This window comes from Halobacillus litoralis (genome assembly GCF_020524025.1).
Taxonomy (GTDB): Bacteria; Bacillota; Bacilli; order Bacillales; family Halobacillaceae; genus Halobacillus; species Halobacillus litoralis_D.
Genome location: NZ_JAIVKN010000003.1, coordinates 483,437 through 509,537, shown reverse-complemented (window position 1 = coordinate 509,537; position 26,101 = coordinate 483,437). Strand labels below are relative to the sequence as shown.

General features: G+C 41.7%; 22 protein-coding genes and 1 other annotated feature. Of the genes, 12 read left to right on the top strand and 10 right to left on the bottom strand.

All coding sequences use genetic code 11. The features are described 5' to 3' along the window. Positions 1-42: 42 nt before the first annotated feature. From LC036_RS14100 to LC036_RS14085, 4 genes are all read right to left on the bottom strand, one after another. Positions 43-1,212, bottom strand: a complete 1,170-nt coding sequence (locus LC036_RS14100; RefSeq protein WP_226583971.1) for an acetoin utilization protein AcuC — start codon at positions 1,210-1,212, stop codon at positions 43-45. Further along, positions 1,209-1,856 (bottom strand): acetoin utilization AcuB family protein, encoded by a 648-nt coding sequence (locus LC036_RS14095; protein WP_226583798.1) that lies wholly within the window; start codon positions 1,854-1,856, stop codon positions 1,209-1,211. Before LC036_RS14095 ends, LC036_RS14100 begins: the two co-directional genes overlap by 4 nt. A gap of 4 nt (positions 1,857-1,860) precedes the next feature. Beyond that, positions 1,861-2,508 carry a GNAT family N-acetyltransferase gene (locus tag LC036_RS14090; RefSeq protein ID WP_226583791.1) on the bottom strand — a complete coding sequence of 216 codons (648 nt, stop codon included), beginning with the start codon at positions 2,506-2,508 and terminating at the stop codon, positions 1,861-1,863. Positions 2,509-2,645: 137 nt separating this feature from the next. Beyond that, positions 2,646-5,699 (bottom strand): transglycosylase domain-containing protein, encoded by a 3,054-nt coding sequence (locus LC036_RS14085; RefSeq protein WP_226583790.1) that lies wholly within the window; start codon positions 5,697-5,699, stop codon positions 2,646-2,648. A gap of 123 nt (positions 5,700-5,822) precedes the next feature. After that, positions 5,823-6,031: a binding site (T-box leader), on the top strand. Between the two features lie 96 nt (positions 6,032-6,127). Between LC036_RS14085 and tyrS the strand changes: the two genes are divergently transcribed. After that, complete coding sequence (tyrS, locus tag LC036_RS14080) at positions 6,128-7,393, top strand: tyrosine--tRNA ligase (RefSeq protein ID WP_226583789.1); 1,266 nt, start codon at positions 6,128-6,130, stop codon at positions 7,391-7,393. Between the two features lie 157 nt (positions 7,394-7,550). Here tyrS and rpsD read toward each other — a convergent pair whose 3' ends face one another. After that, positions 7,551-8,153, bottom strand: a complete 603-nt coding sequence (gene rpsD / locus LC036_RS14075) for a 30S ribosomal protein S4 (RefSeq protein ID WP_226583788.1) — start codon at positions 8,151-8,153, stop codon at positions 7,551-7,553. Between the two features lie 377 nt (positions 8,154-8,530). Between rpsD and LC036_RS14070 the strand changes: the two genes are divergently transcribed. Beyond that, positions 8,531-10,417 (top strand): sensor domain-containing diguanylate cyclase, encoded by a 1,887-nt coding sequence (locus LC036_RS14070; RefSeq protein WP_226583787.1) that lies wholly within the window; start codon positions 8,531-8,533, stop codon positions 10,415-10,417. Between the two features lie 60 nt (positions 10,418-10,477). On the opposite strand, the gene LC036_RS14065 is transcribed toward LC036_RS14070, so the two are convergent. Next, positions 10,478-10,957 carry a GAF domain-containing protein gene (locus LC036_RS14065; RefSeq protein ID WP_226583778.1) on the bottom strand — a complete coding sequence of 160 codons (480 nt, stop codon included), beginning with the start codon at positions 10,955-10,957 and terminating at the stop codon, positions 10,478-10,480. Between the two features lie 122 nt (positions 10,958-11,079). Between LC036_RS14065 and refZ the strand changes: the two genes are divergently transcribed. Beyond that, positions 11,080-11,682, top strand: coding sequence for a forespore capture DNA-binding protein RefZ (gene refZ, locus LC036_RS14060; protein ID WP_226583766.1), 603 nt, complete (start codon positions 11,080-11,082; stop codon positions 11,680-11,682). Here refZ and hisJ read toward each other — a convergent pair. Continuing rightward, positions 11,672-12,475: a histidinol-phosphatase HisJ gene (gene hisJ, locus LC036_RS14055; RefSeq protein WP_226583764.1), complete on the bottom strand. Its 804-nt coding sequence runs from the start codon at positions 12,473-12,475 to the stop codon at positions 11,672-11,674. The two genes, refZ and hisJ, sit on opposite strands and share 11 nt — an antisense overlap. 160 nt (positions 12,476-12,635) lie before the next feature. Here hisJ and ezrA point away from each other — a divergent pair, with 160 nt between their 5' ends. The 5 genes from ezrA (at position 12,636) to LC036_RS14030 (ending at position 19,146) form a co-directional block, all read left to right on the top strand. Continuing rightward, positions 12,636-14,327, top strand: coding sequence for a septation ring formation regulator EzrA (gene ezrA, locus LC036_RS14050; protein ID WP_226583762.1), 1,692 nt, complete (start codon positions 12,636-12,638; stop codon positions 14,325-14,327). An 11-nt stretch (positions 14,328-14,338) separates the two neighbouring features. Beyond that, entirely contained in the window at positions 14,339-14,689 is a 351-nt protein-coding gene (locus tag LC036_RS14045; protein ID WP_226583761.1) for a hypothetical protein, read from the top strand. 403 nt (positions 14,690-15,092) lie between these two features. Continuing rightward, a complete protein-coding gene (locus tag LC036_RS14040; RefSeq protein WP_226583759.1) occupies positions 15,093-16,232 on the top strand; it encodes a cysteine desulfurase family protein in 1,140 nt (379 codons plus the stop codon). Positions 16,233-16,239: 7 nt separating this feature from the next. Continuing rightward, entirely contained in the window at positions 16,240-17,448 is a 1,209-nt protein-coding gene (gene thiI / locus LC036_RS14035) for a tRNA uracil 4-sulfurtransferase ThiI (RefSeq protein WP_226583757.1), read from the top strand. Positions 17,449-17,559: 111 nt separating this feature from the next. Beyond that, positions 17,560-19,146, top strand: a complete 1,587-nt coding sequence (locus LC036_RS14030) for an amidohydrolase (RefSeq protein WP_226583755.1) — start codon at positions 17,560-17,562, stop codon at positions 19,144-19,146. A gap of 44 nt (positions 19,147-19,190) precedes the next feature. On the opposite strand, the gene LC036_RS14025 is transcribed toward LC036_RS14030, so the two are convergent. Beyond that, positions 19,191-19,994: an NAD kinase gene (locus LC036_RS14025; RefSeq protein ID WP_226583753.1), complete on the bottom strand. Its 804-nt coding sequence runs from the start codon at positions 19,992-19,994 to the stop codon at positions 19,191-19,193. Between the two features lie 229 nt (positions 19,995-20,223). On the opposite strand from LC036_RS14025, the gene LC036_RS14020 reads away from it, so the two are divergent. The 4 genes from LC036_RS14020 (at position 20,224) to LC036_RS14005 (ending at position 23,968) form a co-directional block, all read left to right on the top strand. After that, positions 20,224-21,216, top strand: a complete 993-nt coding sequence (locus LC036_RS14020; protein ID WP_226583751.1) for a class I SAM-dependent methyltransferase — start codon at positions 20,224-20,226, stop codon at positions 21,214-21,216. Between the two features lie 122 nt (positions 21,217-21,338). After that, the gene (locus LC036_RS14015; protein ID WP_226583746.1) at positions 21,339-22,529 is read left to right on the top strand and encodes an acetate kinase; all 1,191 of its coding nucleotides are present in this window, start codon (positions 21,339-21,341) and stop codon (positions 22,527-22,529) included. A 102-nt stretch (positions 22,530-22,631) separates the two neighbouring features. Continuing rightward, positions 22,632-23,462 carry an EcsC family protein gene (locus tag LC036_RS14010; protein ID WP_226583744.1) on the top strand — a complete coding sequence of 277 codons (831 nt, stop codon included), beginning with the start codon at positions 22,632-22,634 and terminating at the stop codon, positions 23,460-23,462. Next, positions 23,462-23,968 carry a MogA/MoaB family molybdenum cofactor biosynthesis protein gene (locus tag LC036_RS14005; protein ID WP_319004472.1) on the top strand — a complete coding sequence of 169 codons (507 nt, stop codon included), beginning with the start codon at positions 23,462-23,464 and terminating at the stop codon, positions 23,966-23,968. Before LC036_RS14010 ends, LC036_RS14005 begins: the two co-directional genes overlap by 1 nt. Positions 23,969-23,991: 23 nt before the next feature. Here LC036_RS14005 and LC036_RS14000 read toward each other — a convergent pair whose 3' ends face one another. Both LC036_RS14000 and LC036_RS13995 read right to left on the bottom strand, forming a co-directional pair. After that, positions 23,992-24,453, bottom strand: coding sequence for a universal stress protein (locus tag LC036_RS14000; protein WP_226583742.1), 462 nt, complete (start codon positions 24,451-24,453; stop codon positions 23,992-23,994). A gap of 263 nt (positions 24,454-24,716) precedes the next feature. After that, entirely contained in the window at positions 24,717-26,039 is a 1,323-nt protein-coding gene (locus LC036_RS13995) for a purine-cytosine permease family protein (RefSeq protein ID WP_226583740.1), read from the bottom strand. Positions 26,040-26,101: the final 62 nt, after the last annotated feature.

Below are 26,101 nucleotides of genomic sequence, written 5' to 3'. Positions count from 1 at the left end.
TAGAATTGACTTGTTGGGAGATATTTTTCTGACCTATATTTATTAGGAATTAAACTTCTTTTGATTGTGAATTAATTGTAAAGCTTTCTCCAACAGTTTATTATTCTTTTCTGTGATTTCTGCTTTTCTTGGAATCGGTTTATAAGCATCTGCAGGGTCATTCCAAGTGGAAGGCAGGGAGACAGGAGATTCTTCCTGCCACTTTTCCAACCATTTCTCAGGAAGGTTTCCTGTAAGTGGCTCACCTTCTGTCATGACACTCCAAATTTGCGCCCAGGCACGGGGAACGACCCGCCATATATCGTAGCCGCCACCCCCGAGGGCAATCCATTTTCCGTTACAATACTGATGTGCAAGTTCGTGAGCTACCTTTGGTATGTGTTCGTATATATTCATAGTAGAACACAAATGGGTCAGTGGGTCTAAAAAGTGAGCGTCTGCCCCGTTTTGAGTAACAATCACATCGGGTTTAAAATAGTCTGCAATCTCCCTGAAAGCGGATTCATAAATGTCTATAAACGATTCATCTTCGGTAAAAGCATCGATAGGCAGGTTAAAGGAGTAGCCATAACCTTCTTTTAACCCCCGTTCATTTACATTTCCCGTCCCTGGAAAAAGGTAACGGCCTGTTTCATGGATCGAGAAGGTGCAGACGTTCGGATCGTCGTAAAAAGCCCACTGCACCCCATCACCATGATGAGCATCTGTGTCTACATACAATACTTTATAGTTATACTTTTCTCGTATGTATTTAATTCCCACAGCCCCATCATTATAAATGCAGAACCCTGAAGCTTTACGCTCAAAGCCATGGTGAAGGCCGCCACCCAGGTTTAAAGCATGTTCCACCCTGCCTTCCAGCACAGCGTCAATAGCAGATAGAGTACTGCCGACAAGGAGCTGTGAGGCTTCGTGCATCCCCTTGAACATTGGAGTATCCTCTGTGCCTATGCCATATTCAAGTCCTTCTTCTTCGGACAGTAAGCCCTGGCCAGCTTTCTTTACAGCCTGAATGTAAGGCTTACTATGAGCGAGTGCTAATTCTTCTTCTGTGGCCAGTCTTGGGGTAATTTTATGTTTCTCTTCAAGGATCCCTGTGGCTTCGAGAAGCTCTTTAGCAAGTACAACCCTCATTTGGTTGAATGGATGATCATCTTTAAAGCGGTAAGTCGTAAAATCATTGGAATAAACAAATCCTGTATTGCAGCTCATGATGGAATCCCCGGCATCTTCGGCCATAAAACCTCGTACCCCTCGTTCTTCAAATCCTCTATCGTCGGGAGTGGATTCATTGTTTGGATACGTACCACAATGATCTTATACTTAGGATCCGGTTTGTAGGGATAAATAAGTACAGAGCTTATGTTTACCTTTCGTTTTCCAAAAACCTGGGTTACTTGAGGCAGTATGCCGGGTTTATTTACGACTTTCACTTCAATTTGAGAACTTTGGACATGTGTACCTGTCAATTGAATTAATGTGTAGAGCATATCTTTCTCAGTAATAATACCTACCAGTTTATCGTTTCTCGTAACGGGGACACAGGCAATTTCCTGTTCGTAAAAAATAGAAGCAACCTCTTCAACAAAATCAAGAGGATGGACAGTTGTTACTGGTGAAGTCATGATCGTACTTATAGGGTTTTGCAATTCATCAGGAACAGCATCTTTCTCAAAAATAGATGGACTGGCATCCCTTACGTCCCGATCTGATACGATGCCGATCACATGGCTTTGTTTATCTATGATAGGAATATGTCGAATGTGGTATTCGTGAAGTAGTTTTAATGCCGTTTCAATCGTATCTTCTGAAGAGAGGGTAATTACCTTTTCTTTCATCATTTCCTCGACTAACATAGAACTACCTCCTTGTCTGGCGATATTGATGTCTCGTCAAAAAGCGAAGCTTATCAAACATCTCAACGGAAGATTCAGGAACTCTGCTTCCGATCTTTACCATTAAGCAGTTGGCAGGATGAGAGATGATTTCGGGATCATCGGTAGGAGCTGGAGTTAATCCTCCCGCAGCCATCATTTTCTCCATGACTTTCCTATAGTCCCATATATTTAGACCGGTCCCTTTTAAATCCCAGTGCCAATAGTATTCTGTAGAAATAATAATGTAATTTTCCATATAGTCATCCATCATGGAAACTTGAAGCAGACGGGATCCAATACGATACCCTCTGAACTTATGACTTACTTCAATAGCTCCAAGCTCCAGAAGGTCTTCCATTTTACCTTCTGACCATCGCTCGAGAGGATCGGGATGGAGGAAGGTTACGTAACCGATGATCTCTTCGTGATTTCTGGCTACGATAATCCGACCTTCTTCGAAATCAGCGATGCTTTTTACTGCTTCGAATTGTTTTTCAGGAGGCCTGAAGGCGACAAGTCCTTCATTGAAGGAGTACTTGGAAAGTTCTTCCGACGATAATGGTCCCTCTATTATTATAGGGCCATGCTCCGAATCGAAGGCGTCGTAATGATAGGTTTTTTCATGATACATTCATTCACCACCTGTGAAAGTTTGTTAGATTAATAGACCAATTTCCTTCATTATACATTAAATTATTTATTTTTCATAAATAGTCAAAAAGAAAATCCGATCGGGTATTCCGATCGGATTTTCTAAAAGTAAGATGTTTATTCGACACTGTCTGCATTGTCGTCTGTACTGCTGTTATCTTCACTTGAATCGTTTGACCCGCTATCACCAGAGCTTTCGTCTGAGTCTTCGGAAGATCCGTCTCCATTAGAGTCGTCAGAGTCATTATTTCCTCCGTCATCATTGGAGGAGTCGGAACCATTGTTCTCATTCTCTTCATCAGAGTCACCTGAGTTATCCTCATCACCTGAGCCGCCTGAATCATTCTCACTACCGGAATTTCCGGAGGTCTCCTCAGCAGGAGCTCCTGGATTGCCGACAGTAATAGTCGATGACAGGCCGGATGACTGACCGAAGTAATCTACAGCACGTACTGCGTAAATTCCTTCATCTCCTGAGAAGGGTAAGGAAGTCTTACGGGTGCTCCCGACTAACGAGAAGGAACCTCCAGGTGTGGAAGCCTGGTAGACGCGATATCCCACAACATCCTTACTGGCTGAAGGGTTCCAGCTGATTGTTGAACTGTTTGCTGATACAGATTTAGGAACAGCCGGAGCCTGACCATCATTATCAATAGAGGAAGCGGTGGATCCTATTGATGAAGAGGATGGAAGGGTTACCTTATTCCATCTGGACGTATCAGGTATTAAGTGTCTTAATATTTCTTTACTTGTATAACCATTCTCCTTAAGGAATTCAGGACTTAACGTAACTCCGCCGCCGTCCTTAATGAATTCCCGGGGAGTGTTAGGACCAGCTTGAACGATTTTCCCTTTAACTGAAACAAAATCTCCACCTATTAAGCTGTCGTCAACTTTGGTAGGGGCATATTTAGCATAGTATAGATCCTGCTTAGCAAGTCCTAAAGATGAACATAAATCAGATGCTAACAAACCGGACGTTGCACAGTAGGATCTTGTTACCAGGCCGCCTGGACTTTCAAAACGTTTGTCGGGGATCATGAGCTCAGGTTGAACCTTGGAAACAGCATTGACTACATCAGACCATAACCTCTGTGTCCGTTTATAATAGTCATTTTGAGGAATTGCTCCTCCAACACTGTACCCCGTCCACATGCCGACTGTTACGTTAGGGTTTGTTGCCATAAACCAAGAGTCGACGCGATTATTTGACGTACCTGTCTTACCAGCCCAGTCAACACCACGGTTATTTAATAACCCTTTAACCATTGAAGCAGTACCGCCTGGCTTAAGGACGTCTCTCATCATATCGAGCGTCAGGTAGGCTGCCTGAGGACTGAAGACGTCGTTTTGTTTCGATTTATGCTCATATACGGTTTCTCCATCTCTGGTTTCAATCTTTTCAATCATAAAGGCATCGACATACTTACCCATATTTCCTAGTGTAGAGTATCCGTTGGCATTGGTTTCAACTGTATAACCATCTGTCCCAAGGGCGGAGGATTCATAGTTATGGCCGTAAGGGAACCCCATCTTCATTAGATAATTTTCTGCCGGTTTTTGGTCTTTAATTTTATAAAATTGTTTTGCAGCAGGAATATTATAGGACTTTAATAAAGCCTGCCTCATAGATACAAACCCGTGATACCCTTTCGGATAGTTGTTTACTGGTTTGCCATTTTCACGGTATTTGTAAGGCACATCAGCGTAGACAGAACCAGGCTGTCCAGCGCCTAAGTCAATACTTGGACCATAAACGAGTAGTGGCTTAATTGTACTTCCGACTAATCTTTGGGAGTTAGCGTGGTTCACCTGATTGTCTTCAAAATCGATGCCACCGATAAAACCAAGGATCCGACCCGTTGAATTTTCAAGTAAGACACTGCCAAGCTGCAGCTTGCGATACACCGTCTTATACTTTCCAGTTTCTTCGTCTACGACTCGGTTGTTATTCTCATCTTTCACATAATCAGTTCTTCCAGGCCAGGAGTCATTGTTGTAGGCTGCTCTGACTTTATCCATTGTTTCATAGATTTTTTTATCTAGTGTCGTATGGATTTGATACCCGCCGGTGGTCAGCTCGCGCTCTGCGAGTTCTTCATATTCTTTTCTGAGTTCTTCGTCCTCTGCTAAATCCTCAGCTGTATGACCGTTTTCTTTTATCAGGTATTTTTTGATTTTTTCTTTAGCTCTTGTTTGAATCTCCTGATTGATCGCAGGATATTTACTATTTGCCGTGGCTTTCGGCTCTGCAAGTGTCTCTTTACTCAGCTGAAAGTCCATAGCTGTATCATATTCTGCTTTTGTAATATATTCCGCCTCAAGCATTCGTTCAAGCACTTCATGCATTCGGTCTATACCGGGCTCCAGTTCTTCCTGGCTCTTCACTGTCCCGTCATTGTTAAAAGGTGTATAGCCGAACGGGGCCTGTGGCAGGCCGGCAATGAAGGCCGCCTGAGGAAGGCTCAGTTCATTTGCGCTTACACCGAAAATACCTTGGGCTGCTGTTTGTACGCCGGCGATATTTTGACCGTTTGAATTTCTGCCAAAAGGAACGATGTTGAGGTAGGCTTCGAGGATCTCATCTTTGTCAAAAAATCGTTCGACTCTTAGGGCGAGAAGCATTTCCTTCGCTTTTCGCTCGAAGGATACCTCATTAGTTAAGATCTGATTTTTGACGAGCTGCTGAGTTAGTGTACTGCCTCCTGTTTTAACAGATGAGTTTGTCACTTCCTGGACAACAGCCCTCATAATGGCTTTAGGGACAACACCCTTATGTTCTTTGAAGTATTCATCCTCTGTAGCCACTACAGCATTTTTTAAATAGCTGCTGACTTCTCCAAGCTTAACTTCTTCACGGTAAAGGTCGGAGCTGACATCACCAATTTCAGGTCCACCTGTAAAGAACATGGTAGAAGTTTCTGAATAATTGTAAATGTTCTCTTTCATTTCCTCTTTACTTCGGATAGGTTCATCTTTGACGAGGGATGCAAAGTATCCGGCACCCACTCCACCGGCAAAGAAAAGACCGATCACACCAATAATGATGAAAAATAAAAGCACGTTCCATACGACATCATATGTGATCCGGCTGTTCTTCTGGATGCTTCCTTTCTTCCACAAAGACCGGAAATCCAGTTTATTTCGACCGTTCTTTTGGTTATTAGACATGAATAATACCTCCTAAAAAATCCAACAATATTATAACATACCCATTTACAATAGGACATGATTACATCCCGCGGGCTTGTTGCTTTTTTTAGTGAGATGTGATAAATATTATACTAGTTGAATATGAGTGCGTTGAAGGATTGGAGTAGAGAACAAATCCCTGTTTCAGAGAGCTGACGGTAGGTGGAAGTCGGTGCATATTTGTTCTTGAATTACGACCTGGAGCAATCTTCTGGTAAGAATCAGAAGACGGTGGAATAAACCGTTATCGATAGAAGTGGCACAGATTTTGTGCAACAAGGGTGGTACCGCGAAAAGACCTCGTCCCTTTTTACAAGGGAGGGGGTCTTTTTGTTTTTTCAGAATATTCATCTTTAACGTACCTTCAGCCATAGCTCAACCTGAAAAATTTGTAGAGGAGTGGTCAAATGGATTTATTGAAAGATTTACATCAGCGCGGACTAATTAACCAAATGACGGATGAAGAAGGATTACAGAAACATTTGGAAAATGAACAGGTTACTTTATATTGTGGCTTTGATCCCACGGCGGACAGTCTTCATATAGGGCACCTTCTTCCAGTCCTGATGTTGAAAAGGTTCCAGAAGGCGGGGCATCGTCCCATTGCGTTAGTCGGTGGAGGCACAGGAATGATCGGTGATCCGAGTGGCCGCTCTACGGAACGTCAGCTCAACAGTGCGGAAGTTGTTAAAGGGTATAGTGAACGAATTAAGGATCAATTAGCTAAAATTCTCAATTTTGATGATGGTGAGAATGCAGCTGTTGCCCGCAATAATTATGAGTGGCTGTCGCAGATGACGATCATTGATTTCCTCAGAGATACAGGAAAGCATTTCGGCATTAACTATATGCTGGCTAAAGATTCTGTTGAATCCCGGATCGAACAGGGAATCAGCTTTACAGAATTTACGTACATGATCCTGCAGTCTCTCGATTTTCAAAAATTATACGAAAAGGAAAATTGTACACTTCAGATAGGCGGTAGTGATCAATGGGGGAACATAACGGCCGGTCTGGAACTGCTTCGCCGATCTGCAGCGGGAGAAGAAGAGGTCGAGGCCTATGGCTTAACCGTACCTCTAATTACTAAAGCGGATGGATCGAAATTTGGTAAAACCGCCGGGGGTGCTATTTGGCTGGACCCGGAGAAAACGTCCCCATATGAGTTTTACCAGTTCTGGATTAATGCAGATGACCGTGACGTCATTCGTTTTCTGAAATACTTTACGTTCTTAGATTTGGAAGAAATCACGGAACTTGAAAAAGAAGTAGAAGAACAGCCTGAGAAGCGTGTCGCTCAGCGTAGGCTGGCAGAGGAAATGACAAAGCTTGTGCATGATGAGGAAGCATTAAAACAAGCTGAGCGTATTTCTGAAGCTTTATTCAGTGGAGATATTAAAGCTCTTACAGGGGAAGAGATTGAACAAGGCTTTAAAGATGTCCCTGCTTATACATCTGAAGAAAAAGACCCTCAGCTCCTTGATTTGCTTGTGAAGGCTGGGATCTCGTCCTCCAAGCGTCAGGCAAGAGAGGATATTGGCAATGGCGCCGTTTACATTAATGGAGAACGAAACCAGGATTTGAAACACACGATCAGCGAAGAGGATCGTATTGAAGATCGTTTTACCATTATTCGACGCGGGAAAAAGAAATACTTTTTGATTAAATACTAACTAATAAAAGCGGGGCTCTCCAGGAGCTCCGCTTTCTTGTGTAGATAAGGAAGTGGAGTGCTTAGAAGTATATAATGGAGTCATGAAGAAGGAGCGGGATCAACCATTTTAAAAAAAGCAAAAAAAAACCGCCGGGAGGGCGGTTTTTTGAAAGCTATTAACGAGAGTAGAATTCAACGATAAGAGCTTCGTTAATTTCAGAAGGAAGTTCAGAACGCTCAGGGAAACGAGTGTACGTTCCTTCACGCTTGTCTTCGTCGAATGTAAGGTATTCTGGTACGAAGTTATTTACTTCGATTGCCTCTTCAACGACATTTAGCTTCTGAGATTTTTCGCGAAGGCTGATCACTTGATTAGGAGCTACGCGGTAAGATGGGATGTCTACGCGACCACCATCAACAGTAACGTGACCGTGAGTAACCAGCTGACGCGCTTGACTGCGTGTGCGAGCTAGACCTAAGCGGTACACTAGGTTATCCAGACGAGATTCAAGAAGAACCATGAAGTTCTCACCGTGGATTCCTTTCATATTTCCAGCCTCTTCGAACAAACGACGGAATTGACGTTCAGTCAAACCGTACATGAAACGAAGTTTCTGCTTCTCTTGAAGCTGAAGACCGAATTCAGAAAGTTTTTTACGTTGGTTTGGACCATGCTGTCCTGGAGCGTAAGGGCGCTTTTCTAGCTCCTTACCTGTTCCACTTAAAGAAATACCATAGCGACGGGATTTTTTCCATGTTGGACCTGTATATCGTGCCATTGGGATTTCCTCCTTTTTTATTTTATTTTGCATAAAATAAAAACAGTGTGTCCTCGTTCCATTGCTCATTATGTTTTCATGCACCATCGCCCCAGCAGCAGAGAGTTACACGATGCACCTCCTTATAGAGGAACAAAATGAAAACAACGGCGGCTCACATAGGCTGCCATTTATTTTACACAACGAATAGTATAAGTTTATTTCGTGTTTAAGTCAAGGGCTTAACTATACTTTCTATTAGATCAGGGCGACAAAAATATTGAAGTGATATTTAAAACCGATTGAGAACGATAATGTTACATATTTTGTCACTCTGAAGGGAAGGAAGTAATGGTACAATATACTCAAAATTACGTTTAGGAAGATAGGTGATTCGAATGAGTGTCCCATCGCTTTTTGAAAATAAACTTCAAAGCCGTTTATTTGAATTACTGTTAACGGAGTCAGCTTATACCTTTGAAGAATTTCTTGTCAAACTATCCAGTGAGATTAAAAGCATGATAAACGGAAACGCCTGCTCTATCTATTTTTTAGATGACTGGAAGGAAAACTTCATTTTATATAATGAGAAAGATGATAGGACGCTGACACTAAGAACACATCTTTCGTTTAATGAGGTTATGGATAAAGATAGACAGTATTTATTACCTGAGGATGACATAAAGGATCTTCTATTTATTGAAGGTGGTTTCAGGGATGTAAAGGTGGTACCGCTTAAACAAAAACAGCGGATCATGGGATTTTTGATAATGGAACCTGGACATGATCTTCAAATTGGAATTTCGGCTCTTCATGGGTTTGGGGAAGTGATTGCAAAAGGAATGATAAAAGCGAAATCCTTCTATCAAAACGTGGAAGAGAAGAGAAAATATGAGTTGCTCTACAATGTCACCTCACATTTTCATTCCTCTATAGATATGGAAGGGGTTCTTAGAGAAGTTATCGAAACGCTCAGAGAAGTTCACCCTGATTTCCAATACTATTTATTGTTATCCCAAGACTACAAAACGGTACATGATCTGCCTGTCCGCGAACTGATTTATGACACTGACACAGACTCTGATCCAAAGAAGCAAGCCTACTTAACTGGTGAAATACAGATGGATGATAACGTCGAAGGAGGTCGCCCGCTTCTTTATGCTCCTCTTAAAGGGAAGCAGGGGGTTTATGGGGTTCTGGAGGTCGTTCCGCCTCATTATTTATATTTTCCAAAGAAAGATATCGAATTTTTTATCCATATCGCTCATACCGCCGGCAATGCCCTTGAAAATGCGCAGCTTTACCAACAATCCAGAAAGTTAAACAGTGACCTTCAGTTGATTAACTCTACATCCCAGAAGCTTAATTCCAATACAAGATTAACGGAAAAGATTAGTTATATGGCTTATAAAATCGAACAATCCTTTGAAGCCGATGAGGTAGGTTTTATTACGTATGATGACAAAAACGGATACAAAGTACTTGAAGGAAGTTCGGACTATTTTACATCGCTGGATTCGGGACGCTTTATACATGCGATTGAAGAAGGTTTACTGAACCATAAAGGACCGCTTTTCGTCAGCGACCTAAAAACAAAGTCCTATGGTTATGACTTTCCTTTCCGTTCTTTAATGGCTGTTCCTATGAAGGATCATGAGCATATAAGTGGACTCTCTATTGTCTTACATCAAGATCCATATTATTTCAGCTTTGAATCTTTCAAGTTATTGCAATCTCTTGTGCAGCATTCCACACTTGCTTTTGCGAATTCAATGCTGAGAGAAGAGTTGGAAAAAGCGGTAGTTACGGATTATTTAACTAAGCTGCATTCCAGAATCTATCTGGATCAATGTGTGGCGAATCATGTGAAACAGGATGGGTGTGGTCATTTCATCCTCTTTGATATTGATAACTTCAAAAGTATAAATGATACGTATGGTCATCAAGTCGGGGACGAAGTGATCTGTCAGGTGGCTCATTTAATAAAGGATAGTGTAGGTCAGGCTGGCTTGGCTGCTCGTTGGGGCGGTGAGGAATTAGCATTATATTTACCTTCAACAGACAGAATCGAAGCTTTTGAATTAGTGAACTCTATCCGCCAGGAAATAGCAGCAAATACAGATCCGGCTGTAACAGTGTCCTGCGGTTTTGCTTCCTGGGAGGCCGATAGAAGCAGGCCCACCAGAAAACAGATTGTCCAGCAGGCAGACCGTGCTCTCTATCAGGCAAAGGAATCAGGAAGAAATTGTATAGTTACAGATCCTCCTGTCCAATTATCCTATTAAAGAAAAAAGGTTCACCTTGAAGGTGAACCTTTTTTCTTTTCTGATCAGCTCTCTATTGAGTTATAAGAATGGTTGGAGAGTTTTAACGAATTCTTCAATCTTAATCTGGTCAACTTCATCAAATCTTCCTTTAGAGGGGCTGTCAATGTCCAAGACTCCATAAATTTCACCATTTTTAAAGATAGGAATGACAAGTTCGGATTGACTTGCTGCGTCACAGGCAATATGTCCCGGAAACGCATGGACATCCTCAACACGCTGAGTTTTTCCTTCCTTGACAGCTGTACCGCAGACGCCTTTTCCGTAGGAGATCCTTACACATGCAGGTAACCCCTGGAAAGGCCCAAGAATTAACTGGTCGTTCTTCCACAAGTAAAACCCTACCCAGTTCACATCTTCTAAAAATTGATTTAAGAGGGAGGATGCGTTTGAGAGATTAGCAATGACGTCAGGCTCATCCTCGATAAGGGCTTTCAGTTGTTTATTTAACAGATCATAATTTTGTTCTTTGGTTCCTGTATAAGATGATGATTGGAACATAGATATACCTCCTAGTTAATTGGTATTCGACATGAATAGTGGATTCCTGTCGTTATTTGAAGGACGATTGTAAGCAGGAAATCCTACAATAATAGAGAATCTTTTTCCGAGGGGGAAAAATAATGAATCGACCAAATGGAACACGAATTAAAGTGTTAGATGTAGCCTGCCGACTTTTCTACAGCCAGGGTTTTAATGGAACATCTGTCAGAGATATCGCAAAAGCAGCCAATGTTAATGTCTCCTTGATCCATTATTACTTTAAAAGTAAACAAGGTCTTTTTGAATCGCTCGCCATCAGTTATTTTGAACCTTATCTTGAGATGCTGGAAAGCGAGCAGCCCTCTGAGGATGACCATCGTCTGCAATCGTTAGTGAAAAAGATTTTACATTATAAACAATCCCACTATCAACTATCTTGTCTTCTTAATCGAGAATTATCGTTAAATACGGTATTTGCCCGGGAGATGCTTGTCACATATTTAGCCAAGGAAAATCACCTGTTAACTCAAATCCTTTTCAACAAAAATTCCCATATTGAAGTAACTTTTAAGGAAAAACTCAGCCTTCTGCAGCTAAAGGGTCTGCTGAATGCACCGTTTCTTATGCCGCACGAATTTAAAGACCCGTTAATGACAGAAGCTTCAATTAATCATTTTGTGGAGGAGTATACTGCATTAATGAATGACCATAAATCCGTCCAAATGATTGCAGCTAACGTTTAAGGATCTTTTGGTCCACGGCATCTATCCCCTGCATCAGCGCGGATGATTGATGAGCATCTGATCCATAAATGAGTGGTATCCCCATGGAAGAGGCCTGCCTGGCTAAAGGTAAAGGTGGGTATGTCTCTTGGCAGTGGGGTTTTTTCATGCCTGCTCCATTGTAATCCAGTTCATAATTATACGCCTTCACTGTGTCCAGAAATTGAGAACCATACGAATGCCAATTGTAAGGAGAAGGATATAGGTGGCGAAACTTTCTTACAAGGGTCATGTGTCCGATTCTCTTCGGTTTATATAAACCTAAATCACTGACCACAGACATTTCAAGGGTGCGGTAGTAGGTTTGATAAAGCTGTTCGAGACCACCTAAATCCTGAAAAGCATCCTTATACATTTCAGGGCTGAAATCGATACAGTACCATCCTTTCTTTCCTTTAAGAAAGTGGACAGATAAAATGCTGTCGTCTAATAAGGGACCGAATCTGTTTAGTAACTGCTTTGTTTCTTCCTCATAACCTTGAATATAATCTACTTCCATTCCCTTCAGGATATGGATATCGTTTTTATACATCTCTTTTAATTGTTCAAGGTCTTCTAAATAGTGTTTTACTTGGTTATATGCCATGCCGCTGTCCTGGCTGGGTACAGGATCAATAAAGCTTTGGGGAAGCGGTGCATGTTCTGTAAACGTCATCGAATGATACCCTGCACGAATCGCTTCTTCAATATAGGTTTTAAGCGCATCAGATGAACCATGCGGGCAGTAGGGAGAATGGATGTGACCGTCTCTCATTTTACTTCTCTCCTTTTTTATTGAATTATTTGTCAATATCATAATAAATTTGAAATAGTTTAGCCAAAAGGATGATTTACATGGTATCATTATAAACAACTAATTCATATATCGGAACGTACTACATCCGTAGGACATGTCTATTGTAAGGAGGCTATTTATGAAGTACGTCATAGGGGCTATTTTACTACTCATAGCACTGTTCATCATTGGGCTGATTTGGCGGAAAAAAGTTTATGATGAAGTGGATCGCCTGGAAAGTTGGAAAATGGATATTATGAACCGGCGCGTAACCGAAGAATTATCCAAAGTAAAGAAATTAAACCTTTCAGGTGAGACTCAGGAGAAATTCGAAGCGTGGCGTGGGCGTTGGGATCGAATCCTTACAAAAGAACTGCCGGAGCTTGAAGAAGATCTTTTTGATGCAGAAGAGGCGGCCGATCGTTATCGTGCAAAAAGAGTTAAAACCGTTTTGGAAAGTACAGAGAAGAAGCTTGAGGGTATTGAAAGAGACATTAACCAGATGTTCCAGGAGCTGGAAAACCTTCTCGATTCTGAAAAGCAGAGCCGAATGGAGATAGAGTCTATCGAACCGGAATTAAAGGAGCTCACGAAGATTCTAATCCAAACCCGCCATCAATTTGGAAAGGCGGTTTATGTTTTTGAGAAAAGAGTAGAGATCCTTAAAGAAAAATTAGGAGAATACGAACGTCTCGCTGAACAGGGTGATTATATTGAAGCTAATACCTTAGTTCACGCTGTAAGAGAAGAAACATCACAACTGCAGGAGGATGTACGGCACTTCCCGGATCGTTACAGAAAGGTCAAGACAGAATTACCTGAACAGCTCAAAGAGCTCAAAAGTGGCGTAGAGGATATGAAGGCGGAAGGATATAGAATTTCTCATTTTGATTTTCTACCTGAAATACATAAATATGAGCGTACACTTGAAACGGTGTTTGAAAAGCTTGAACAGGGAGATCAGTCAGATATAGAACAAACGTTAAATGAAATAGAAACCCGCGTTCAAGAAATGTACCAGCTGCTTGAACGGGAAGCGATTGCTCATCATTATGTAGAAAAGCAGCTCTCCCCTCTAAAAACACAACTGAGCGAGCTTGAATATGTTTTGACAGATACAGAACGGGAATTAAATGAAATGCAAATTACCTACCAGCTGGAAGATGAAGATGTTGAATCCTATCGCGGCTTGAAAAACTGGTTCAGTCAATTAAAGAAACGGATGACCAGTATTGAATTTAAGCACGCAGATGAAGAGACAGCTTATACAGAACTGCGTGATGATCTGGAACAGCTGGAAAAGCAGTTAAACGAACTTCAAGAAAAACACAGCTACTTCCAGGAACGTGTGCAGAGTCTAAGGAAAGATGAGCGGGAAGCGAAACAAAAATTGAGAAAGATGGAAGGGTTGTTACTGGATACCCACCGTCGATTAAAAAGAAGCAATATTCCTGGGATTCCTACATCTGTCTATGAGGATATGAAGGCTGCCAGTGAAAAAATTGATGAAGTGTTTATGAATCTGGAAAAACAGCCATTGGATATGGTTGTTGTAAATGAAAAGCTGGAAGAAGCTGTGGAAATGACGGAACAATTAAGTGATGAAGCAGAAAAAGTCATGGAAAAAGCAAATCTTGCTGAACGTTTGATCCAATACGGAAACCGCTATCGGAGCAAGTATCCTATTCTTGCAGCAAAACTCCTGGAGGCGGAAGAGGCTTTTAGAAATTATCATTATGAAGAAGCTCTCACTCTCTCGGCGAAAGCTATAAAGGAAGTGGATCCTGAGGCTTTTTCTAAATTGGACGCAGAAGAAGAAATGCTTGTGTAAGGAGTGGAGCAATGAAGAAGCGTCTGCTGATCGGTTTAACGGCGGGAACGGTTCTTGTATGGTCTAGTGTACTTGTTCTTTGGTTAGACATACCTGGAATAAAACAAGATATGTCCAGGGAGCAGGTTACGGATCACAGTCCTTCCTTATCTGCTGTTAAAAGCTTGGATGACCAATCGACTTCTGGTTTCCTTAATAGGGAAGGGACCAGCAGACACATCCAATCTTCCAACAAATTAAAGACGCTTATGTACTCTAAACGCTGGATAGATGATGTGGAGGAAGATGGAAAGTTAAGCATCGATACACTCTTAGAAAGTATGAATTTGAGAGAATCCACAGCAAAATCAGATAACGGATAAAAGCATCTGCTACAGGCAGATGCTTTTTTATGGTTATATCAAGATGGAGGGTCATTGTATCTGGTGAAGTTTCGTATAATGTATATTTCCGTTATCCCTATTATGGAAAAGGCTCACCAGCTCTCCGCGGGAAAGGTAGTAGTTTCCAAATCCACCTTATACTCAACTAAAGCTGACGGAACGTTCTCTTAAACTCAAGTCTTCCTCAATGCTGCCCTTGTCTCGTACAATAATATATACTAACAACACTAAGCTTTAACAGAACCTATGAAAAAGAAAAGGAAACGATTAGGAGAGAGTAAAAGGATAATTTTTAGGAACTACGGTTATGAAAGTATTTAACATACAAGAGTGTTATGATAAAATAGTGGACTGCAATTTGAATTAAAGGAGTCAAGGCCTTATGATATATTTCGATAATAGTGCGACAACTCATCCGCATCAAGACGTGTTGTCCAGCTTCCAGAAGGTTGCTGATCAGTTTTACGCAAACCCTTCTTCCGTCCACAGCCTGGGAGGAGAAGCAGATCGTCTGCTTGACCGTTCCCGTAAGCAGGCAGCTCAACTGTTAAACGTTGAACCTCAGGAGGTCATTTTCACTTCTGGAGGGACAGAAGGAAACAATATGGCTGTCAAAGGCGTTGCTCTTCAGCATCAATCCAGAGGAAAGCATATCATTACCTCTGCTATCGAGCATCCTTCGGTTATGGAGGCTTTTCGTGCGTTAGAGTCATTAGGCTTTGAAGTCACTTATATAAATGTTGATCGGTATGGGAAGATTAACCCTGATGATATTCAGAAAGCACTACGAAATGACACGATTTTGGTCAGCGTCATGTCTGTAAATAATGAACTTGGAACAATACAGCCAATTAAAGAAATTGGAAATATTCTTCGCGCTTACCCTAAAATTTTCTTTCATGTGGATCATGTGCAGGGTCTTGGAAAAATTGATCTTTCGATTAAAGATTCTTATGTTGATCTTTGTACGATTTCAGGCCACAAGATCCATGGATTAAAAGGAACCGGTGCCTTAGTCGTCCAAAGACACGTCTCTCTATTTCCTCTATTGCATGGGGGAAGTCAGGAAGCCGAAGTAAGAGCAGGAACAGAAAATTTACCGGGAAATGTGGCCTTCGTTAAAGCCCTTCGTTTAGTGAGCGAAAATACAAAAGAAAAGGTGCAGGCCTTGTCTGGACTAAGGGAAACATTATGGCAGGAACTAAACAATCGTGACTATGCTATTATTAATTCTCCAGAAGAGGGTGCTCCGCATATCCTTAACTTTTCTATTCCGGGCTACAAACCTGAAGTGATTATTCATGCTTTAGGCCATGAGAATATATTCATCTCTACGAAATCTGCATGCTCTTCCAAACATCCTGATGTCAGTTCTGTTTTGAAGGCCTGCAATATAGATTATGAACGCACAACATCGGCTTTAAGAGTCAGTTTTTCTGTTCATAATACAGTAGAGGAAGTTCGAACGTTTTTAAAAATATTAGATAAGACAGTAGAAAATCTAAAGGCAACGATGGGGTGAATCAATCATGAACTTTGATCGGATAATGATTCGATACGGTGAAATGGCACTGAAAGGGAAAAATAAAAAGGTGTTTGAACAAAAGCTGCAAAGCAATATAGCTGGCAAACTAAATGATTACCCAGGTACGACAATACAAAAAACACAAGGACGCATGTATGTAACTTTAAATGGAGAAGATCCCCAAAAAGTTATGGAGGCCTGCCAAAATGTCTTTGGCATTCACAGTCTTAGTTTTGCCGTGAAAGTTGAACAGGATGAAGAAGAAATGAAAGCTGCTGTTCTGCTCGCTTTTCGTGATGCGGAAGGGGCGAAGACTTTTAAGATTTCTTCTAAGCGTACAGATAAGTCTTTTCCAATCGTATCTCAGGAAATCAACCCGTTATTAGGTGGGCATATTTTACGTAATACTGAAGATGTTAAGGTGGATGTCCACAATCCAGATGTGGAAATTAAAGTAGAGGTCCGCCATGAAGGTGTATATGTGACTGCGCAGGATTATCCTGGTGCAGGCGGTCTGCCTGTTGGTACCACAGGCAAAAGTTTATTGATGCTCTCAGGCGGCATCGACAGTCCTGTTTCTGGTTATTTAACTATGAAGCGCGGTGTGGAACTAGAAGCGATTCATTTTCATTCTCCTCCTTATACAAGTGATCGTGCAAAGCAGAAAGTGGTGGACCTTGCTCAGGAACTTGCCAAGTTTGGATCTAAAATAAAAATACATGTGATACCCTTCACTGAAATTCAGCAGAAAATTCATCGCGAAATGCCGGAAGGGTACAGCATGACAATTATGAGAAGAATGATGATGAGAATTAGTGAAAGAGTAGCGGCAAAACAAGAAGTATTGTCTATTACCACTGGGGAAAGTCTTGGACAGGTAGCCAGTCAAACGATGGAAAGTATGAGCACAATTAACGAAGTGACCAACTATCCGATCATCCGGCCTCTTGTTGCTATGGACAAACTTGAAATTATCGATATTTCAAGGAAGATAGGCACGTATGAGATTTCTATCCGTCCATTTGAGGATTGCTGTACGGTTTTTGTCCCCAAAGCTCCAAAAACCAAACCAACGCGTAGTAACGCGAATTATTATGAATCTAACAGCGACTTTACGAAAGATATAGAGAAGGCCATTGAAGATTCTTATATTATCGAGGTAGACGCGCATGAAAACCATCAACAAGATGATCCATTTGAGGATCTACTGTAAAAAAATACCCTGGTCACATTTGTGATCAGGGTATTTTTATAAGGGCTGCTGTTTCTCTTTTGCTCTTATTTATGATATAGGTAATAGTAAACGATGAGAGGGAGTGTTCGTGTGAAGCTCTGGTATGGAGGAAAAATATATACACTGAAAGAAGAAGGCGAATGGGTGGAGGCTGTTGTAACTTCTGATGGTGAGATCGTTGCTGTTGGCAATACGCACGACTTGTATTCGTTTTATAAAGAACAAATAACAGAGGAACATGATTTGAAAGGTTCAGTTATGTATCCAGGTCTCACAGACAGTCACCTTCATATTATTGGACATGGAGAGCGGCTGATGAGATTGGACCTTTCTTTCATGAAATCTGCAGAAGAGGTTAAACAAGCTTTGCAGCTGCACGCAGAACAGCTGCCTGCTGGAGAGTGGATCATTGGAGACGGGTGGAATGAAAATCAGTGGGCAGAAAAAAGGATTATACATAAAGACGAGCTTGATGAGATTTCCTCAGACCATCCAATGATGCTTACAAGAGTCTGCCGGCATGCTTTGCTTGCGAATACAAGAGCGATGGAGCTTGCGAAAGTCGATGACCAAACTCCTGACCCTCAAGGCGGAGTTATAGTAAAAGATCAGGCAGGAAAGGCTACCGGTTATTTTCATGACAAAGCGCAGGACCTCATTAAACGAGCGATGCCGGAAGTAACTCCTGAGTATTTAAAGAAAGCGACCGACCTGGCGATCAAAGATATGCATTCCTATGGTCTGGTGGGCGGTCATAGTGAAGATTTAAACTATTATGGTGGGTTTAAAAAGACTTATCAGGCCTTTTTAGATGTCATTGATGGCAAGAATATTAAATTTCGAGCTCATTTACTTGTTCATCACGGAGTTATCGAGCAAGTCGATGAGGAGGGGCTTGGATTTAAAAAAGGAAATGAATTTGTTGAACTAGGCGCTTTAAAGATTTTCTCTGATGGAGCCCTTGGCGGAAGAACAGCATGGCTTAAAGAGCCCTATGCAGACGATCCTGAGAACTACGGAGTAGCTATCCATTCCTCAGAAGAGCTGGACCAATTGGTGAAGGAAGCAAGGAAACGTCAGATGCCTGTTGCGGTTCATGCGATTGGAGATGGAGCTGTGGAAGCTGTAGCTGATGCAATAGCTGCCAACCCGCTTGATACAGGGGAGCGTGATCGTATCATACATGCTCAAATTCTAAGCCCGGAGCTTATTCAAAAACTAAGACGTCTTAATATCGTCCTGGATATTCAACCGACATTTGTAGCATCAGACTTCCCGTGGGTTATGGAAAGACTGGGTAATGTGCGGCTTAAAAATTCCTATTCATGGAAGACACTGCTCGATGCAGGAATTATGTGTGCCGGGGGATCAGATGCACCCATTGAGGAGATTAACCCACTTCTAGGTATACGTGCAGCTGTTGACCGCAGAGCCAGCTATGATCATGCGGTGTATCAGGCAGAAGAGAAATTAACGGTATACGAAGCCCTCTCCCTCTACACAAAGGGAAGCGCTCAAGCCATTCATAACGAGAACAGGCAGGGGATCATTCAAGAAGGCTACTTAGCAGATTTCACCGTCTTAGATCGTGATTTATTTGCTCTGAAATCCCATGAGCTTGCGGATGCAACAGTCACAATGACAGTTGTGGATGGAGACGTTGTCTATCAAAGATAAACAAAAAACCTTCCCTTAAAGGGAAGGTTTTTTAGTATGCCTTTTTATAGAAATGTTCGCTTTACCCGGTCCCAATAAGTATTGTTTTTCAGCTTAACAGTCTTAATTACTTTTTCACTTAAATTGACCGTGACATCCTGGATGTTTCGAATTGAAAAAGCTTCGTTATCCATGCCGATAATTGGATAGTCATTGCCGTCCTGACGTACTTTCAAGTGTAGAGAGCGCTCCCCGCTTAGAATAAAGGAAGAACCGAGAGTCCTATACCGGTTATTATTTAAAGAAGCTAGTTCACTGATTTGGAAACAAGGAAGTTTTGGATCAACTACAGATCCATTAATGGATTTATTGTAGGCTGTGCTGCCTGTGGGGGTAGCAATGATTAAACCATCTCCCCGGAATGTCTCGAAATGAAGCTCATCGATGTAAACATCAATGACAATGGACTTAATAAGGGTTGATCGCACACTGCACTCATTAAGGCAGGAAAAAGTCGATTCGTTATTGATTGTTGTATCAATGACAGGGAATTTTCGAACTTCGACCTCTGAATTTTTCATCGCTTCAATCATTTCATCATGATCATCGATATGAAAATCGCAGTATAGTCCTGCTTCATTTTCAACGCGGATCCCTACGTAAAGGCAGTCCTGGCGAAACCCTGTTTTTCTTACAGCTTGTAAGAAAGCACCATCTCCGCCTACAGCGATAATAATATTAGCTTCTTTAGAATCCTCAACAATATGAAAGTCATTATCCCTTGCCAGCTGGAAGAGGGAGTCTAATTTATCCGATAGTTCTTGTTTTTGATGGTAATAAAAGAATAAGTTTCTGCGTTGGTCGCTCATCTAGCATCCTCCTTCTATATGTAAAGCTTGTAGTTATCATAACATTTCGCGTATTGGAAGCGCACCCAATTTTCAAACAAATCGGGAAAGTTTAAGTTTGTTGAATTGCCGTGTAGTTTTCGATATGGTTGTCTTAGACAATAATGTTAAACAGAACGTGAACTTGGCGCATGTTGTTTTTTAGCAGATGCGTCAATTTCTTATGAATCCCTCATTAAGGAGAATGATTATGAAGCAAGAACATGTGGAGAAGCTTTTTCAATGGATTGATGATACGGCCACGGTGATATCAGAAGATATGAACATCACTTATTTAGAAGCCATTGCGGAAACGATGGATGTCCTATTTAATGGACAGCCGTTTGACGACATGAAGGAAAGCCTTCAAACGCATTTGACCAATGAGCTGTTAAAAGTAAATAAAGATGATTTCGAAAAAGAAGAAGTCCGTAAAGCTGTCCAATTGACTATTTTAAAAGGTATGAAAGGAGCTACCCAGCAGCAGCATCTGATTACCCCGGATTCTGTAGCTATGTTTATGGGGTATCTGGCTTCGAAATTGTTTGAGGATCAAGAAGATTTGAAATTATTTGATCCCGCGTCCGGGAGCGGGAATTTAATTACATCTGTGATGAATCAATTAGAAATGCCTGTACAAGCTTATGCCAGTGAGGTAGATCCAACTTTGATTCAACTGGCTGTTACGAACGCCAACCTTCAACAAAATAAAATTGAGTTCTTTCATCAGGATAGTCTAGCTCCATTTCTCATGGAGCCGGTGGATTTTGTATTAGCTGATCTCCCTGTGGGATACTATCCAGACGATGCACAGGCAGAAAGATATCAGTTGAAAGCAGAGGAAGGTTTATCCTACGCCCACCACTTGTTTATTGAACAAGGGTTGAACTATACAAAAGCAGGCGGCTACCTCATGTTTATCGTTCCAAACTTCCTGTTTGATAGTGATCAATCGAAAGCATTAAATGCCTTCTTGCGAGAACATGCGCACATTGTGGGGATGCTTCAGCTTTCGGACTCACTTTTTAAAGATGAAAAGCACGGGAAAAGTATATTGATTCTGCAGAAAAAAGGGGAAACTACAAAGGCGCCGAAGCAGGCACTTCTTGCTAAACTGCCTTCGTTTAAAAACCCGAATGGAATGGCAGATATCCTAGCCCAAATAAACCAGTGGTTTGATGAATATAAGATGGCGAAATTGTGAGAAAATATCGAATATAACAAGTAAACGTTATCATTGGTGATCTACCTTGAAATCCCTTGTAGCGGGTGATTAAATGGTAGTGGTAGAAAACTATGAACCTAAACTTAAGGGGATGAGCATCGTTGAGTAATAAAATTCTTGCTATAAACGCAGGTAGTTCATCACTGAAATTCCAATTGATTGAAATGCCTGAAGAAACAGTGATTACAAAAGGGTTGGTTGAACGTATCGGCCTGGATGACGCTGTATTTACAATTGAAGTGAATGATGAAAAAGATACAACAGTTACAGACATTCCTGATCACGGGGAAGCAGTCAAAATGCTGCTTCATAAATTAACCGCTAATGGAATTATCGATTCTCTTGATGAAATCAATGGCGTAGGTCACCGCGTTGTGCATGGCGGGGAGCGCTTCAGCGATTCCGTATTAGTCACTGATGAAGTTATCAAGGAAATTGAGGAAGTATCGGATCTTGCACCGCTGCATAACCCTGCCAATTTAACAGGGATCAATGCCTTCCGTGAAGTGCTGCCTAATGTACCTCACGTGGCTGTATTCGATACGGCATTCCACCAGTCCATGCCGGAGCAGTCTTATTTATACAGCCTGCCTTATGAGTATTACGAAGATTATGGAATCCGTAAGTACGGCTTCCATGGTACATCTCATAAGTACGTGTCCGAGCGTGCAGCAGAAATGTTAGGGCGTCCATTAGAAGAACTGCGCCTGCTTTCCTGTCACCTTGGGAATGGCGCAAGTATTGCTGCCATTGAAGGTGGAAAATCTATCGACACTTCCATGGGCTTTACGCCTCTAGCTGGTGTTACGATGGGGACGCGTTCTGGTAATATTGACCCTGCCTTGATTCCATTTATTATGGAGAAAACAGGCAAAACGGCCAATGAGGTAATGGACGTGTTGAATAAAGAAAGTGGCATGCTTGCTCTTTCCGGTTTTTCAAGTGATTTAAGAGATATTGAAAAACAGGCAAATGAAGGTGACGAACGTGCTGAACTGGCTTTAGAGGTGTTCTCTGCACGTATTCACAAATATATCGGATCTTACGCTGCACGTATGCATGGAATTGACGGAATCATCTTTACCGCTGGTGTAGGTGAAAACAGTGTTACGATGCGTGAACGTGTGTTGAAAGGTCTGGAATTTATGGGTGTATACTGGGACCCATCCCTTAACAAAGTACGCGGAAAAGAAGCCTTTGTTAATTACCCGCATTCCCCTGTGAAAGTCATGGTTATCCCGACAAATGAAGAAGTTATGATTGCCAGAGACACAGTTGAAAAAGGACTATAAAATAAGCAAGGCCCGCCTTACGAATAAAAGTGCGGGCCATTGCTTTTTTTTTATGGTTAAGGCTACAATATATGGTAAGAAGTGAAGTCGGGAGGGAGTACTTTGTCACACAAACGCATACGTACAGAACTGGAAACATGGCTTCAGCAATACCAACAGTACCAGCCTAATGATTTTGAAAATATTTATGATCACTGGATTCAACAAAGCTTTTTAAATATGGACCCAGGAGTAAAAAAAGCTTTTTTCTCAAAGCTGGATACCTGGTTTTTTCATACTCATGCTTTTCTTCAGGGAACTTCTTACCAATATGAAGCCAGAGAGAGAATATTGACCATTGGCCGGGTTTTCTCAAGTCAGATTGAGCGTATAGAGGATATGGAAAAGGAATTGTCGGTCGAGCAATTGACTTACATAGCTGAGCAGCAAATGGCGAGAGGCCGGCTATATTCTTTTGCTCAAGGAGGATTGACTGGAGCAGGCGGATGGCTGCTGCTGGGTGTAGATTATCCATTGATGATGGTGATGAATATCCGGGCGATTCAGCTTATCGGGCTTACATTTGGTCATGAAATGAACCACCCTTATGAAATGATGATTTCGCTAAAAGTATTCCATGCCGCTACTCTGCCTAAACGTTTGAAAGCAGATGCCTGGAATGACTTGATTCAGGAAGTAAAAGGAAAAGAACATAATTATATTTTTGCAGGCGATGATCAACTGACAGATGAAGGATGGTTGGAGCAGCCGATGAAGCAGTGTTTTAAATCTTTATTTATCATGATGTTTCGGAAGAAGCTCGTACAGGGCCTGCCTTTTATTAGTATTGCTATCGGTGCTTACTCCAACTATCACTTAACTAAGCAGGTGACAGAGTTTGCGATGAAGTTCTATCAATACCGTTATTTAATGAATCAGGAGGAGGGGATGTAGTGTCTGTAGAAAGACATAAAGCAGCAGGAGATCAAGCGGTTCGCTGCTTTGTTATGACAGTTAGTGATACAAGAACAAAGGATACAGACAAAAGTGGACGACTTATGATCGATAAATTATCGGAATCTGGCCATCAGATGGTCGCTTACCGTATCGTTCCGGATGAAGCAGAGGGTATTCTCGAGGCGTTGAAAGAAGGAATAGAGGATCCCGCTATTGATACAATCCTTTTAAATGGGGGCACAGGGATAGCTGAAAGAGATGTAACGATAGAAGCTGTGCAATCTATATTCGATAAAGAAATTCCTGGATTTGGGGAGATCTTTCGAATGTTAAGCTATTCTGAAGATATTGGCTCAGCAGCTATCCTATCCAGAGCGGCTGCCGGGGTCAGTGGGAAGACGGCTGTTTTTTCGACACCGGGGTCTACGGGTGCTGTAAAACTTGCTATGGACCGGTTGATCCTTCCGGAATTAATACACGTAGTCAATGAACTAAAAAAGTAAGGGGGCCTTTTGTAAAGGCTCCCTTACTTTTTATTTGAATCTTCTTGATCAGCCCGGACAACGAGTACATCGCAGGAGGCATATCTGGTGATGTGTTCAGAAACACTGCCAATGAAAAAACGTTCCATTGCATTCAGGCCGGTAGCCCCGCATATGATTAAATCGGCTTTGTGCTTTGGAGCCACATCTTTAGCAATTTTTACTTTTGGAGAACCGTATTCAATATCCACCACCACGTTTGAAATGCCTGCTTCTTTAGCTTTCTGCTGATAGTCATTTAACAGCTCTGTAGCATATTGTTCAGCACGTACAGCGAGTGAACGGTCGTAGGCCTCTACAGTAGCAAAAGCTCTCGTGTCTACGACGTGGGCGAGGATCAGCTTTGCATCATTCCTATTTGCGATATCAATTGCTTTATTAAAAGCAACCTCGGCGGTAACTGATCCGTCAACGGCAACGACAATATCCTTATACTCAAAAGTCATGCTTCATGCCTCCCTCCTATTGGTTATCTTTATTATATCACCTTCAAAAGTCTCATAGACCATGTTTCATGCATAAATATAAGAATTTTGTGAACATTAAAAGAGAGGTGATGATATGAAGAAGCCGACAAACCCGCTTGAAAAAGAAAATAAACTCCAGCAGCAGATGATGAGTGCCTTAAATGAGAGCTATCAATCAGGGCGTCAGCCAAAAGACAAAAGAAAATAAAACAAACCCCAACAGTTGACCTGTTGGGGCTTTATTATTGCCAGTTCCTGTTTTTCATAATAATGGATGGGTAGATGAAACTAATCAAAAGAAAGGTCAAAAATCCAGGGGACCATTGTTCTGGCAGGAGGAAGTAGAAAAGACTTCCGAGTAAAATTGTGTACATGGCATATTTATTTAATGAGCCTGAACTTGTGAGCAGCGATAAGTCCTTTTCGTTCAAGTGCTGCTTTTTAATAATGAGAAAATCGCTGGTAATAACGGCTGATATAGGAATGATTAAACCGCCGAGTAAGGAGATAAAGGACTCTGCTTCATGGACTAGTGAAGGGAAACCGCTGAGAACAACTCCAATGAACCCGAATAACACAGCGCTCTGCACACGTGAAAGCTTTGTGAATGTGTTAAGTAAACTGAATCCTCCTGTATACGCATTACTAACATTAATACTGATCATGGATATGACCGCCGTTATCGTAATAATGCTAATAATAATGGGGGAATCTGTTAGACTGGAGGAAGAGACGTAAGGATTGAGACTTCCATATAAAGCAGCTGACGCACAGCCGATAATCGCAGTAATTAAAAAACCAATGTTGTTTCCGACTAATAATCCCCAGAATCCGTGAGCGGGGGTTTTCGCATAGCGTGTCATATCGGCAGAAGCACTTACTCCAGATACATATTGAACAAAAGCCAGGCTGGCAAAGAAAAACATAGTGGGCAGCGATTCATTCCATGTGTTTGTTTGAAGCAAGATGGATGTATCACTTTCTGTGTTTGTAGTAAAGTAAACATAGAGAATTGTGATTTCGCCAAACAAAAGCAGAGGTAAAAAATAACTGGTGGCTTTCTTAACTGCATCAAAACCGATAATGGCTAAAAATACCATTAGGATTGAAAGAGGAATGGAGTACACCCAGAACGGAAGAATAATTCCGCTCGCTCGCTTAAAAAGCTCTTGAATGACGAGCGTACCGCCAATGGTCTGCACGCTAAACCAATAGAGAGAGGTAATGCTGCGGATGGGAGACGATAAAAACCTGGTTCCTCGAACGCCGAGCATGGTTCGAATCGCATATTGAGCAGGAATTCCAAGACGTGCTCCAGGCAGGGATAGATAAGAAACAAGCAGGAATCCTAGAAAAGCACCTATAGTCGTAGATATAACAGCGCTCCAAAAGGATAAACCTCCTTCAAGGACAGCTAATGCCGGAATGAGGAAGTTTCCAGCATTAGCGGCAATCGCAATTTGTATAAAGGCAAAACGGTACCAGGGTGTATTTTTTTGGTTATTCGGTACAGCTTCTAGACCGTAAGTTTCTAAAAGAGGCTTCCTGGTAATGGCTGCTTTCATATGTAACACGTCCTTTCATGACGAAACTATTGTACAGAAAGGATAGGGTTTAGTAAACAGAG